The organism is Endozoicomonas ascidiicola, from assembly GCF_001646945.1.
Taxonomy (GTDB): Bacteria; Pseudomonadota; Gammaproteobacteria; order Pseudomonadales; family Endozoicomonadaceae; genus Endozoicomonas; species Endozoicomonas ascidiicola.
This window is the reverse complement of the sequence record NZ_LUTV01000005.1, coordinates 321,059-335,367: the sequence shown is the minus strand read 5'-3', so window position 1 is coordinate 335,367 and position 14,309 is coordinate 321,059. Positions and strand designations below refer to the sequence as shown.

Below are 14,309 nucleotides of genomic sequence, written 5' to 3'. Positions count from 1 at the left end.
CAATCGGACACTGTTTTTATCAAGTAAGACGCACTGAAATGTCTGATATTTTTCTGAATGGCCGTACCCATAACTATACCGACGACAAAGATTGATTAATCAGTGATTTTAGTCGAAGAATTGTGCGGGCTGTGTTTTTCTACCTCCTCTGTACATCTTGCAGCTGTTAGGGTTCAGGAAAGAGCGGGAATTGCTGGCAGGCAGGTAATCTGGTATTCAACCTCCAGATCATAAAATCCTTTCTTGATATCTCGGTGACCCAGCACAATATTTTTCAGTTTCGTAACTGTTTCGTTCAATGCCGCTGTTATTATCAGGTCTGTTTGATTATTAAGTGGGTTGCTTGGGATAATGTCAGCGATGGGGGTGAGCTTGATATTCAGATTTTTACAGGTCTGTGTTTTTCCGGATTCGCAATCCACAAACTTAATCAGACTTGCTAAATCGTTTTCAGGGTCAATGTGGCAATGGCAATTATGATTGCGTGCTTTTAATGATCCCTGGATGACGGTATGTAAATGATCTTGATGATTGGTAGTACTGATAGGATTGGTAGTATTAATAGGATTGGTAGTAATCGTCATTTGTTGGTTGGTGATTAAATTGGTCGTGGTTGTTGGGGTGATTTCCCTTTGGGTAAGTCCTTTGGCGATAAATCCTCCGGCTCCAATTATAGCTAACCCGGCTCCAGCAGCGCCGATGACAATGCCAGTGCCAACAAAAAGTGCGCAAGCGCTTTTAGGATGATCAGCAAGCCAGTTGACCGTTCGGGATTGCCAGTTGCTAGATGGGGGTGCAGTGGTGTTCGCTCCATGGAGTAAGGAGGCTTGTAACTTCTCAAAAAGTGCTGGGTGTGACGCAAATTCATACTAAACCTTAGTGCATATTTTGCGTCTACCAAGGCCTTCGAAGATATGGCACTTTGGTTCCCCAGCACTTTTTGAGAAGTTACGGAGGCTTCTGTGTTCAGATTCTGATTCTTTATGGCTGGGTTGTCAGTGCTGGTCGTGTTTAAAGGTGTTGTCTGATAAGCGTGGGGGAAGTCCATGCCAGCCTCTTTACGTTATTGGAAACGAGTGAATCCGTTGACCCTGTTTGTCGTAACTGCCAAAAAATGCAGAGATATTAACGCAGATTTGAGGATAACAAGGATTGCCTGGTGGCTTATGTTTGTTTGAAATGAGGTGGGATTAAGAGAGATCGAAAGAAGAGCACCGGAGAGCTCCGGTGCTCACAGTGTTTTACAGTACGTCGACGCTGTTCAGGTCGCTGTGAGCCTGTTCCAGACGAGAGATCATGGACTCTTGTCCAGCACGCAGCCATACCCGTGGATCGTAGAACTTCTTATTTGGCTTGTCGGCACCTTCTGGGTTGCCCAGCTGACCCTGCAGGTAGTCTTCGTTCTTTTTGTAATAATTCAGAACGCCTTCCCAGCAAGCCCACTGTGTGTCAGTGTCGATGTTCATCTTGATCACACCGTAGGAAACCGCTTCACGAATTTCTTCCAGGGTAGAGCCGGAACCACCATGGAATACGAAGTTCAGAGCTTTGGCTGGAATACCAAATTTCTCGGAGCAGAACTTCTGGGAGTTATCCAGAATCTTAGGTGTCAGCTGAACGTTACCCGGCTTGTACACACCGTGCACGTTACCGAAGGAAGCGGCAATGGTGAAACGGTGGCTGATTTTGCTCAGGATTTCGTAGGCGTAAGCCACGTCTTCTGGTTGGGTGTACAGCATGGAGCTATCCATGTCGCTGTTATCAACGCCGTCTTCTTCACCGCCGGTGCAGCCCAGTTCGAATTCCAGAGTCATGCCCATTTTGGTCATGCGCTCCAGATACTTGGCGCAGGTTTCGATGTTCTCTTCCAGAGACTCTTCAGACAGATCGATCATGTGGGAAGAGAACAGTGGCTTGCCGTGTTGCTCGTAGAATTCTTCGCCGGCGTCCAGTAGAGCATCGATCCATGGCAGCAGCTTGCGAGCAGCGTGGTCAGTGTGAAGGATAACAGGAATGCCGTAGGCTTCAGCAATGGCATGCACATATTTGGCACCAGCGATAGCGCCCATAGCGCCGGCAGGATCGACTTTCAGGCCTTTGCCGGAGAAGAAGCTTGCACCACCGTTAGAAAACTGAACAACAACCGGTGATTTAACGTTGGCTGCAGCTTCCAGCACGGCGTTGATGGAGTCAGTACCCACAACGTTGACCGCTGGCAGAGCGAATTCGCCCGCTTTGGCCGCTTCAAAGAGTTTCTGAACGTCGTCGCCGGTAACCACACCAGGTTTTACCAGATCCAGAATCTTCTGAGACATATTCCTATCCTTCCTTAACAAAGGCTGATTGTGTGTTCATGCACGTATGTGCCCCGGAATGCAGCAGGTGGTTCTCATGTTGGAGAAGGGTTGCTTCGGTAATCCCGGGTCAGACGTATTGAATGGATGCTTATGATACGGAAAGGTTACAACAGGTAAAAGCATTTTCCCATTTATTGATTGATATAAACGTGTAACTTTAACGGATGTGTTTTTGATTGTTCCTTCTTGTTTTTGTCTGATTGTTTTGTTTTTTGTAGGTTGTGTTTTTTGGGGTTTTTTTCGGTTTTTTATTAATTGATTAATTGTTTTAATTAATTAAAGGGATTCTGTCGTGTTAAGGGGTATTGGTTTTTTTGTCATTCTTTGTAGGATTGCGAGCAACTGCTGACGTATTTTGTTTGGTTGTATTACGGAAAAAAATCAATAGGTTTTATTTGATTTGAGTCGGTATTATTACGAATTTCTTGTGCTGTAATGAGCGCAAGTTGATGTTTAACAGATCATAAAGATAATAAAACGACAGATTATATGTATTTATAGCATAAGTTTGGATTTTGAATGGAAGGCAGGATTTCCGTAATTTGATCAGCATTTTTCGCCGGTAATTAAATGACAATGGTCAGGCATTTCAAAGCACTATGCACTATCTTTAACAGGGTTTGCTCGAAAGAGGTCTGGGGTCGCATCTTCATTCTGCGATACCTGATGGTTGCCAGTTTATTAAACAGAATTCCAGTATCCGCCTATGGGTGTTTTTAAGGGCGGCCACATGCAGACAGTTTTTTTAAATGATCTTGGTTACTAAATAGAGGAAGCAGTCATGGCGAAAAAACCGGCGGGCAAAGCTGTGGAAAAAGCAGCGGCGGTTCAGGATGTGGATGCTCAGATCAATGGTTTGATTGATCGGGCAAAGCTAGCGAGAGAAAAGTTTCTTTCTCTGACTCAGGAAGATGTTGATCGAGTCACCAGAGCCATGGCCTTAGCGGGGCAGGCCGCTCATATGGAGCTGGCTCGTATGGCGGTTGAAGAAACTGGCCGGGGTATTCTGGAAGATAAGGTGACCAAGAATATCTTTGCCACCGAATACGTTTATCACTCCATTAAGTACGATAAGACGGTCGGTGTCGTCGAAGATAACACCGAAGAAGACTTTATGCTGGTGGCCGAACCTGTGGGGATTGTCTGCGGTGTCACGCCAGTGACGAACCCAACCTCTACGACAATGTTCAAGTCCATCATTTCTACCAAAACCCGAAACCCCATTATTTTCGCTTTCCATCCTTCCGCGCAAAAATGTTCCAGTGAAGCTGCACGCATTGTGCGCGATGCGGCTGTCGAAGCCGGTGCGCCGGAAGATTGCGTGCTCTGGGTTGAATACCCTTCCATTGAAGCCACGCAAAAACTGATGACCCATCCGGAAGTGGCCGTCATTCTTGCTACTGGCGGTTCCGGCATGGTTCGCGCGGCGTATTCATCTGGTAAGCCGGCGCTGGGTGTGGGTTCCGGTAACGTGCCCTGCATTATTGATCAGTCTGCGGATCTCAAGCAGGCTTGTAATGATCTGGTCATGTCCAAGAGTTTTGATAACGGCATGATCTGCGCTTCTGAACAGGCGGCCATTGTTCATCAGGCTATCTATAAAGACGTGGTGAAAGAGCTTAAGTCTCAGAATGTTTATTTCACGACACCGGCGGAAACAAAACGATTAGCTGAAGTAGTGATTCATGATGGCCATGTGAACAGCAAAATTGTTGGTATGAAGCCTTCTTATATTGCCGAACTGGCGGACATTAAAGTACCGGAAAATACTCGCATTCTGGCGGCAGAGATAGAAGGCGTTGGTCCTGAGTTTCCACTTTCCAGAGAGAAGTTATCGCCAGTGCTTGGTGTACTGAAAGCGAAGGATGCCAAGCACGCCATTGAGCTGGCAGATCAAATGCTGAACTTTGGCGGTCTTGGTCATTCCGCGGTATTGCATGCGGAAGATAATCAGATTATTGATGAATTCTCTCTGGCCATGAAAGCCGGGCGAATCATTATTAACTCCCCAAGTACCCACGGCGCAATCGGTGATATTTACAACACCAATATGCCGTCTTTGACTCTGGGTTGCGGTACCTACGGCGGTAACAGTACAACGTCTAATGTATCCGCAGTGAACCTGATTAATGTTAAACGTGTTGCTAAGCGCCGGGTCAGTATGCAGTGGTTTAAACTTCCCAGAAAAATCTATTTTGAAGCGAACTCCCTCCAGTATCTTGAGAAAATGCAGGACATCTCTCGTGTATTCATCGTCACCGATGAAGTGATCCAGTCACTGGGTTATGTGGATAAAATTCTTTATCACCTAAGAAAGCGTTCGGTACCTGTGCAGGTTGAAATCTTCAACCAAGTGGAACCGGATCCAAGTTTGGAAACCGTGCGTAACGGTGCCCGGGAAATGGCGCGCTTCAATCCGGATGTGGTGATTGCTCTGGGCGGTGGTTCACCGATTGATGCTGCTAAAGGTATGTGGCTCTTTTATGAGCATCCTGATGCTGACTTTGCGGGCATGGCGCAGAAGTTCCTCGATATCCGCAAGCGTGTTTATAAGTTTCCGAAGCTGGGTAAAAAGGCGCGATTGGTGGCTATTCCAACGACCTCTGGTACAGGCTCGGAAGTAACTTCATTTGCGGTTATCACTGATAAAGAAAAAGGAACCAAGTACCCGCTGGCGGATTATGAATTGACGCCGGATGTCGCCATTATTGATCCAAACCTGGTGCTGACGGTTCCCAAAAAAGTGGCAGCAGATACCGGTATCGATGTACTGACCCATGCGCTGGAAGCCTATGTTTCCATCATGGCTTCAGACTTTACCGATGCCCTTGCCATGAAGGCGATTCAACTGGTGTTTGATTATCTGCCTCAGTCCTACGAAGTGGCGGATAAAAAATCCCGGGAAAAAATGCACAACGCTTCCTGTATGGCGGGTATGGCATTCGCTAACGCATTCCTGGGCGTCAACCATGCGATGGCTCATAACCTCGGTAACGAGCTGCATATTTCTCACGGTCTCGCCAACGCGGTGTTGTTGCCTCATGTGATTGAATACAATGGTTGCCCGAACCCAGCCAAAGTGGCTTCGTTCCCGAAATATCAGTATTACATTGCCCATGAGAAATACGCTGAAGTTGCTAAGATGTTGGGCTTACCGGCAAAAACACCAGCAGAGGGGGTTAAGTCGCTCGCTAATGCGGTAAGGGATTTGATGAAGCGCTTGGATATGCCTTCCAATCTGCAGGAAATCGGTATTGATGAATCGCTGTTCAAGAGCAAAATCACCATGCTGGCTAATCATGCCTTTGAAGATCAGACGACAACGGCTAACCCTAGGCTGCCGCTGATTACAGAGTTAGAGGAACTGTTAGAGAAGGCTTACTACGGGAAGTAATTGATGATGCAGCCTGTGGTTTGTTCAGCCACAGGCTGTGAATAATGATGAGTCATTTTTTTAGCTGTTGAGGTTTCTGGCTAGAAGAAAATCCACTATTTGCCGGAGAGACCATCCCAAAAGGCTTTTGCCTTCTCAAGCAACGACTGACTGTTCTCTTTGGCTTTTTCAGCTAACTTTGCCGCTGTTTCTTTGCTCTGTTCCAATTCACAGGCAGTACGTTCACCAAGGCATTGTGCAGAGCAAGTGTTTTCGTTTTTGTCTGTCACCAGGCTGGTGGCTTTGCACTGTGCCTCGCAAACGGTTTGTTGTTGATCGCAGCTGATAAGGTCAGCCTGAAGAAAAGACGCTGTGGAGAACGTGATCAGGAGTAATAGGTATTTCATGGTGTATAAATTGGTAGGCAGATGGTTGGAATATCTTACCAGTTGTTGATCGGGTGCGTGAGGTTATTACGGCATTATCTTTTGCTCTTGGAAGAGTTAAGCGAGCAGTCTGTATTCGCTTACAAAATATTTACATTTTAATTTTGCACGTTGCAACTTTGAAAAAACCGTGTGATTGACTGGTCGATGTGTAAACGATTTATTGCTTTTGTTGTAGTTTGATAGAAATGAAACGCATCAATCTATGTTAGTTTTGAATATAAATACCGGTACTTCTTTCGTTAAGATCTATAAAGGCGGCTAACGTCTTATTATTAGAAGGTAATTTTTATACTACGACAGATTATGTCTAAAACAGAATTTCTGTTCATGCTGATTAGGTGAAGGAGGTTGGGATTCTGGGTTTGAAATTCCTTATGTTTCTATAAAAGTAGTGTTAATAAATGATAATGATATTTTGAAATAGGCCAACACCGGAGTAGAGATTAAGACTTTAATTTAGGGTTGACTCTTCTGCCATCAAAAAGCATCATTCTTGTAAGTAAAGGTGCTGATAGAGCTTCCGGTTCAGGAAAGAATTTTTTCTATCAAACAGTCAGAATTCACTGATTGTTGAGTTCAAACCGAGACCGGATACGGAATACTGCAAGGTTTTTTTATGTGTGGCTTGTAAGACTTTGCTGAATCCCATTTTTTCGATCACACTTTATATCAAGCTGGTGACGTATGGTTGATAAACTATTGGTTTACAAGCGTGCTCAAGCCAGCGGCTTCGACAATCGGTTGATCCGGATGTGAAATAATGTGTTATATGTTGTTTTGTTCTACATGTATTTAACTCCGTACCATTAGCTTATCAACCCTTGTCTGTAGCGTTAGTGCTGATCTGGTGAAGTGATTTTATTCTTTCATAAATGTTTATGTGAAGTTTATGTGAATAATGCTGTTAATAATCAGGGCGAATTGTTGGACAAAGTCTGTGAATCGCCGTTAAAACCTGTAGCTATTTAATTAACTCTTGTTATGTGAATTGTTATAGGTGTTTTTACAGTGCTGTATTCATGAATGAAATCATTTTAACTAGGGGCAGAGCGGTTTTCCGCTGTGATTAACGGTATTGGAGACATCATGATCAAGATTGCTATTAATGGCTACGGCCGTATCGGTCGCAACGTACTGCGTGCACTCTACGAAGCCGGTCGTCGCGATGAATACCAGATTGTTGCCATTAATGACCTGGGTGACACCAAAATTAACACGCACCTGACTAAGTACGACACGGTACACGGTCGCTTCAACGCGCAAGTTGAAGAAGGTGAAGGTGCTATGTTCGTTAACGGTGACGAAATCAAAACCTTTTCCGAGCGTGATCCTTCCAAGCTGCCTTGGGGTGCTCTGGGTGTTGATGTTGTGTTCGAATGCACAGGCGTATTCCGTTCCAAGGATTCCTGCAAGCCTCATCTGGATGCCGGCGCCAAGAAAGTAATCATCTCTGCTCCAGGTTCTAACGTTGATGCCACTGTCGTATACGGCGTAAACCACGACGTTCTGACTGCAGACATGACCGTTATTTCTAACGCTTCCTGCACCACTAACTGTCTGGCGCCTATTGCCAAGCCTCTGAACGACGCTCTGGGCATCGATAAAGGTCTGATGACTACTATCCACGCATACACAAACGACCAGCGTCTGAGCGATGTGTATCACACTGATCTGTACCGTGCCCGTGCTGCGGCCATGAACATGATCCCAACCGCTACCGGCGCTGCCGCTGCTGTGGGTGAAGTGGTTCCTGCCCTGAAAGGCAAGTTTGACGGCATGGCGGTTCGTGTACCAACCATCAACGTGTCTCTGGTTGACCTGAGCTTCGTTGCTGCCCGCGAAACCACCGTTGAAGAAGTTAACGAGATTATTATTGCTGCTGCCAAGTCCACCCCTGCGATGTCTAGCGTTCTGCATGTAAACCATGAAGAACTAGTATCCATGGACTTCAACCACAGCCCATTCTCTTCTAACTTCGATGCGACTCAGACTCGTGTTCTGGGTAATCTGGTTAAAGTAATGTCCTGGTACGACAACGAGTGGGGCTTCTCCAACCGTATGCTCGATACTGCCAAGGCTCTGATGAACGCCTAATTGTCGTTTTGTTTGATGCTTTGATCCATACAGGCTCGTTTATCGAGCCTGTCTTGGTTTAGTCGATAACCTTGACTGAGCCTCATGATAAAAGAAAACGATAAAAGAAAACGATAGAACAAAGAGAAGGCGGTGTTTTGAACAGGTTGCTCCTATACTTTACCGTTCATGACACTTTCACCTTTTGTTTTATCTAGGTTTTTAAGATGCTTCTGTTTCAGAGGCTTTTGATAGGTTCTTGCATAAGAGCTTTGTAGAAAAACTGTAATAAATAGCACCTGTCGCTTGCCGTATACATTTCTGTGGAGCTGTGTTGCCCACGAGAACGACAGGTTTATAAGCGAGAGGATGACCATGATCAGACGCACGAAAATCGTAGCAACCCTTGGCCCGGCAACGGAGTCTGATGATCAGTTACAGAGGCTGATCGAGGGCGGGGTGAACGTCGTCCGTCTGAATTTCTCCCATGGTGAAGCAGAAGATCATAAGGCTCGCGCAAAAAGCATCCGTGAAATTGCTGCCCGTTTGAATCGCCCGGTGGCCATTCTTGGCGATCTGCAAGGCCCTAAAATCCGCATTGGTCGTTTCCAGAATGGCAAAATCCATTTGCCGGATGGTGCCAATTTTATTCTGGACGCCAGCCTTGCCATTGATGTTGGCGATGAAACTCAGGTTGGCCTTGCCTACAAAGATCTCCCGAATGATTGTAAAGTCGGTGATATTCTGTTGTTGGATGATGGTCGAATCAGCCTTGAGATCAAAAGCATCAATGGTTCATGCATTAACACCCGAGTGATTAATGGTGGCGAGCTCTCCAACAATAAAGGCATCAACCTGCAAGGTGGTGGCTTGTCTGCAGAAGCGCTGACTGCAAAAGACAAAGAAGACATACTGTTGGCGGCAGAGATTGGTGTTGATTATCTGGCGGTATCGTTCGTACGCCGTGCCAGTGACGTAGAAGAAGCTCGCCGTCTATTGACGGAGGCTGGTGGTGATGCCGCCATCCTTTCAAAGATTGAACGTGCCGAAGTAGCAAACGACCACGGGTTGTTAGCCGAAGTTATTTCGGCATCCGATGCCATTATGGTAGCTCGTGGTGATCTGGGTGTGGAAATTGGCGATCCTGAGCTGATTGGCGCCCAGAAGCATATGATTAACGAAGCCCGTCGTCTGAATAAGCCGGTGATCACCGCCACGCAGATGATGGAGTCCATGATCCATAACACTCAGCCAACCCGTGCAGAAGTGTTTGATGTGGCGAATGCAGTACTTGATGGAACGGATGCGGTGATGCTTTCCGGTGAAACCGCTACTGGCAAGCGCCCGGATGAAGTGGTTAAGGCCATGAGCCGCATTTGTCTGGGAGCCGAGAAGCAGAATAATGTGGGATACATGACCGAGCGCAAGATTGGCATGTTTGAACATGTTGATGAAGCCATTGCTCAGGCCACTATGTTTGCAGCCAATCATCAGGACGATATCAAGGCGATTGTTTGTCTGACAAAAAGTGGCGCCACACCTTTGTGGATGTCGCGAATGAATACCCGGATTCCGATTTTTGCCATGACCCGTTACGAAACCACTGAGCGCCGGGTGGCACTTTATCGTGGCGTTGAAGCGGTGGCTTTTGACAGCGGCACGGAATATGGCCCGGAAGTCAATGGCCGTGCCATCGATGTACTGAAAGAACGTGGGCTTTTGTCTGCTGGTGATAAGATTATTTTGACGAAAGGTGAAAGTCAGGAAATTGAAGGCGGTACCAACACAATGCAGATCATCAGAGTAAGCTGAGTGTTGACTGATTAACCGTCACTGATTTTTGCCGGTGCTTATTAATACCAATTCTGCTTTTGAATTATGGGCTGCGCAGATATTTTGACCGACTGGATCAGCGTTGAAGTTCCTCGCCATAGCTACCACCCACAGGGCGTAAAGGCTATGACTCGTCTCTTCGCCTTGTCCAGTTGCCCAAAATAACTTGCTCGCTCCATAATTAAAAAGCGCCATTGGTATATAAACGACGATAAGCATCTGGTATTTGGAAGGAGAGAAGTCTGGTATGACCGAATTAAAGAGAGTCGGTGTTTTGACCTCCGGTGGCGACGCCCCCGGTATGAATGCGGCCATTCGTGCTACCGTTCGCGCCTGTATTTACTATGGAATTGTTCCTGTTGTTATTCAGGAAGGCTACAAAGGCCTGATCGAAAATAATATGGAAGTGGCGGATGCCCGTACCGTTGCCAACATTATCAACCTGGGCGGTACTTTCCTGAAGTCTGCGCGTAGTGCGGAGTTCCGCACCAAAGAAGGTCGTCTCAAGGCGTTTGAAAACGCCAGGGCGGCGGAGCTGGATGCGATTGTAGTCATCGGTGGTGATGGCTCATTTACCGGTGCCATGCTATTTGAAGAAGAGCACGGCATGCGTTGTGTAGGTGTGCCAGGCACAATCGATAACGATATCTATGGTACCGATCACACCATCGGTTATGACACGGCGTTGAACACCGTTGTGGAAGCCATCGACAAAATTCGTGATACCGCCACCTCTCACAATCGCCTGTTCTTTATTGAAGTGATGGGTCGTGATGCGGGCTTTATCGCACTGAACACCGGTATTGCTTCCGGTGCGGAAGATATTCTGATCCCTGAACAGGAAAAGAGTGTCGATCAGTTTATGGAATCTCTGCAAAAGAGTGGTCGTGCTGGTAAAACATCCAGCATTATCGTTGTTGCAGAAGGTGATCGCTGCGGTGGTGTTTTTGAACTGTCACGTGCTGTGGAAGAAAAATTCCCGGAATACGAAGTAAAAGTCACCGTACTTGGGCATATTCAACGGGGTGGCAAGCCAAGTTGTTCTGACCGAGTGCTGGCAAGTCGCCTGGGTGTTGCTGCTGTTGAAGCACTACGGAATGGCGACAGTGGTATTATGGTGGGTATTCGTGATCAGCAAGTTGTAAAGACGCCGTTGGAAAGAGCGATCAGCAAGCACAATCAGATCGACAGTCATTTGATGAAAGTGGCTCAGATCGTTTCTGTATAAATTGTTCCGAAAGATCCACGCTATAATGTGAAAAGCCTCATCATTGAGGCTTTTCTGTTTCTCCGCCTGGTGCGCAGGCCTCCTCTGATATCTCTTCTTCATGACCCTTTTTAAGGGTTGGTGTTACAAAGACGACAGGTAACGACGATGGGCATTCTTGATTCTTTAAAGAAAAACCTGGGGTTCAGTGCTGAACAGGGTACAGAACTAAAGTCGCCTATAACGGGCGTTATTGTCCCTATAGAAGAAGTGCCTGACCCGGTATTTGCGGATAAAGTCGTTGGTGATGGCATTGCAATAGATCCAACCGGCAATGTAATGGTTGCACCCTGTGACGGTGTGATCAGCAAAATTTTTGAAACCAATCATGCCTTCAGCATGATAACACCCAACGGCGTCGAGCTATTCGTCCACTTTGGTATCGATACCGTATTGCTTAAGGGCGAGGGCTTTAAGCGAATTGCTCAGGAGGAGCAGAAGGTTCGTGCGGGAGATCCGATTATCGAAGTCGATCTTCCTTTCTTCAGAGAAAAGGCCAAAAGTGTGATTACGCCGGTGGTGATTTCAAATATGGATGATGTCAGTCATATCCATAAGGAGTCGGGAAACGTTGAGGCGGGCAAAGATCTGCTAATGACGGTTTCTATCAAGTAATACACAAGAAAGCATTTGCGTCAGAGGCTCCAGAAAGGAGCCTCTGATTTTGATCACATACTTCTCATTGCCTCACTCATGTCGGTTTTGATGTTGTCCGATTTAGGACCAAAAATGGCTTGCATATTTTGACCGACCACAACAACGGCGGTAGCGCCTAATTGTTTGATACGATCCACGTCCACAGTCTCGGTATTATTTACCGTGACCCGAAGTCGTGTAATGCAGGCATCCAGGTTTTTAATGTTGTCTTTTCCTCCGAAGGCTTTGATTAAATCAACCGCTAAATCTGATGAGGCTTCAACCTTGGTTTGAGTTTCACTTTCATCTTCTCTGCCTGGTGTTTTCAAATCCATTGCGGTGATCAACACCCGGAAAATGACGTAGTACAACACTGCATAGAGTGCACCAAGAATCAAAATCCAGACCGGCTTTGTCGCGATGCCAAAATACAACACGTAATCAATCAGGCCATGGGAAAATGACATGGCCATTTTGATGTCGAGATAGTTGGTAATGGCAAAAGCCATTCCGGCCAGAATGGCGTGTATGCCATAGAGCACAGGGGCAACGAACAGGAATGAAAATTCGATGGGTTCGGTGATACCCGTCAGCACAGAGGTCAATGCGGCAGACACCATAATGCCGCCGGCTTTGGCTCTGTTTTCTGGTTTAGCACAATGCCAGATAGCAATCGCAGCCGCAGGAAGACCAAACATCTTGAACAAATAGCCGCCAGCTAAAAAGCCGGCGGTTGGATCACCGGCAAAGAAGCGGGCAATATCACCATTAAATACTGTGCCAGAGGCGTCTATAAACTCGCCCATTTCCATTTGGAAAGGTACGTTCCAAATATGATGAAGGCCAAAAGGAATCAGTAGTCGTTCAACAAAGCCATAAACAAAACCTGCCGCTTCAGGGTTTTCAGTAACCGCCCAGTGAGAAAATGCATTTATCAGTGACTGGATCGGTGGCCAGATAAAGCTGAGCAATACACCCAGAACGATGGCAGAGACACCGGTAATAATGGGAACAAACCGCTTGCCTGCAAAGAAACCCAGGTATTCAGGTAGCTGGATTTTGTAGTAACGGTTGAACATCTTGGCAGCGAGGATACCGACAATGATCCCACCAAAGACACCGGTATCGATGGTGCTGATCCCCATCACTACCGATGGCTCAAGACCCAAATGGTTTGCCATCACGCCCATAGTGCCGAGCATAATGGCAAAACCAACGACAGCCGCCACGGAAGAAACACCATCGTTTTCCGTCAGGCCGATGGCGGTACCAATGGCAAAAATAATCGGCAGGTTACTGAACACGGAACCGCCGGCCTGAGCCATGATGTTCGAAAGCAGTTCAGGTATAAACGAGAAACCGGCACTGCCAACGCCAAGTAGAATACCGGCAACGGGCAGCACGGCAACAGGCAGCATTAATGCCTTGCCGATTTTCTGCAGCGTGCCAAATGCGCTTTTAACCATGAGGGAAACTCCAGAGATGAAAATGTGAAGGGGATAATTGAAAGGTCTTTACTGATAGGATTAAGTAACAAGGATAGACCAACTATGTGCTTTGCTCATGGGAACTATGTTGACAAACACCGGCAGCGACAACAGGAAGCGTATGGATGATCAGAGAGCACTTTTTTCACAGTCGACATGAAATGTTTACGGTTCTGACAGTGCATTGTCAGCGTATTTTGGAATCTGCTCTTAAAATAAAAGGCGATGTTAGTTTGTTACTTTCTGGTGGCAGTACACCGCGTCCTTTGTATGAAGCGCTATCAGTGATTGATTTGGATTGGGGGAGTGTAACGGCAGCGCTTGTGGATGAGCGTTGGGTTGAAGAGGATGATCCGGCCAGTAATGCTGCTTTCATTAAACAAAGCTTATTGAAAAACTGTGCGGCTCAGGCAACGTTTATTGGCATGAAGAATGATGCGGTTACTGCAAAGGATGGGCTAGAGCATTGCGAGCAAGCGTATCAGAAAATCAGTCAGCCCTTTGATCTGACAATCCTTGGCATGGGAGCTGATGGTCATACCGCTTCATTATTTCCAAAATCTCATGGGCTGGAATATGCGTTGAAAAGCAAGAAGTTGTGTGCCGATATCAAGGCTCAGCCAAGTGATGTGTTTGGCGGCAACCTTGAGCGAATGTCGTTAACCTTGCATGGCTTATTGCAATCAACGTCCATTATTCTGCTTATTACCGGGGATGAAAAAATGGACGTTTATCGCAGAGCGCTTAACAATTCCGATTACATCAATACGCCAGTGTCAGCAGTATTTTGGCAATCGGAGGTGCCGGTTGATGTTTATTGGAGCCCTTAGTGGC

The 14,309-nt window shown here is 46.5% G+C and carries 11 protein-coding genes; 6 read left to right on the top strand and 5 right to left on the bottom strand.

Annotated features, from left to right (window positions below):
• Positions 1–173: 173 nt before the first annotated feature.
• From AKL11_RS15340 to fbaA, 3 genes are all read right to left on the bottom strand, one after another.
• A complete protein-coding gene (locus tag AKL11_RS15340; RefSeq protein WP_067519005.1) occupies positions 174–584 on the bottom strand; it encodes a hypothetical protein in 411 nt (136 codons plus the stop codon).
• A gap of 92 nt (positions 585–676) precedes the next feature.
• Positions 677–1,048, bottom strand: a complete 372-nt coding sequence (locus AKL11_RS15335) for a hypothetical protein (RefSeq protein WP_067519003.1) — start codon at positions 1,046–1,048, stop codon at positions 677–679.
• Positions 1,049–1,241: 193 nt separating this feature from the next.
• The gene (gene fbaA / locus AKL11_RS15330; protein WP_067519001.1) at positions 1,242–2,315 is read right to left on the bottom strand and encodes a class II fructose-bisphosphate aldolase; all 1,074 of its coding nucleotides are present in this window, start codon (positions 2,313–2,315) and stop codon (positions 1,242–1,244) included.
• An 823-nt stretch (positions 2,316–3,138) separates the two neighbouring features.
• On the opposite strand from fbaA, the gene adhE reads away from it, so the two are divergent.
• Complete coding sequence (gene adhE, locus AKL11_RS15325) at positions 3,139–5,751, top strand: bifunctional acetaldehyde-CoA/alcohol dehydrogenase (RefSeq protein ID WP_067518999.1); 2,613 nt, start codon at positions 3,139–3,141, stop codon at positions 5,749–5,751.
• A gap of 95 nt (positions 5,752–5,846) precedes the next feature.
• Here the strand turns inward: adhE and AKL11_RS15320 are convergent, their stop codons facing one another.
• Complete coding sequence (locus AKL11_RS15320; protein WP_067518997.1) at positions 5,847–6,137, bottom strand: hypothetical protein; 291 nt, start codon at positions 6,135–6,137, stop codon at positions 5,847–5,849.
• A 1,125-nt stretch (positions 6,138–7,262) separates the two neighbouring features.
• On the opposite strand from AKL11_RS15320, the gene gap reads away from it, so the two are divergent.
• The 4 genes from gap (at position 7,263) to crr (ending at position 11,967) form a co-directional block, all read left to right on the top strand.
• Positions 7,263–8,273 carry a type I glyceraldehyde-3-phosphate dehydrogenase gene (gene gap / locus AKL11_RS15315; RefSeq protein ID WP_067519731.1) on the top strand — a complete coding sequence of 337 codons (1,011 nt, stop codon included), beginning with the start codon at positions 7,263–7,265 and terminating at the stop codon, positions 8,271–8,273.
• Between the two features lie 354 nt (positions 8,274–8,627).
• Positions 8,628–10,064, top strand: a complete 1,437-nt coding sequence (pyk, locus tag AKL11_RS15305) for a pyruvate kinase (protein WP_172807300.1) — start codon at positions 8,628–8,630, stop codon at positions 10,062–10,064.
• 268 nt (positions 10,065–10,332) lie between these two features.
• Positions 10,333–11,313: a 6-phosphofructokinase gene (gene pfkA / locus AKL11_RS15295; RefSeq protein WP_067518991.1), complete on the top strand. Its 981-nt coding sequence runs from the start codon at positions 10,333–10,335 to the stop codon at positions 11,311–11,313.
• Positions 11,314–11,460: 147 nt separating this feature from the next.
• Positions 11,461–11,967 carry a PTS glucose transporter subunit IIA gene (gene crr / locus AKL11_RS15290; protein WP_067518989.1) on the top strand — a complete coding sequence of 169 codons (507 nt, stop codon included), beginning with the start codon at positions 11,461–11,463 and terminating at the stop codon, positions 11,965–11,967.
• Positions 11,968–12,020: 53 nt separating this feature from the next.
• Here the strand turns inward: crr and ptsG are convergent, their stop codons facing one another.
• On the bottom strand, positions 12,021–13,454 hold the full coding sequence (gene ptsG / locus AKL11_RS15285) for a PTS glucose transporter subunit IIBC (RefSeq protein ID WP_067518987.1): 1,434 nt from the start codon (positions 13,452–13,454) through the stop codon (positions 12,021–12,023).
• A gap of 146 nt (positions 13,455–13,600) precedes the next feature.
• Between ptsG and pgl the strand changes: the two genes are divergently transcribed.
• Entirely contained in the window at positions 13,601–14,305 is a 705-nt protein-coding gene (pgl, locus tag AKL11_RS15280) for a 6-phosphogluconolactonase (protein ID WP_067518985.1), read from the top strand.
• Positions 14,306–14,309 lie beyond the last annotated feature (4 nt).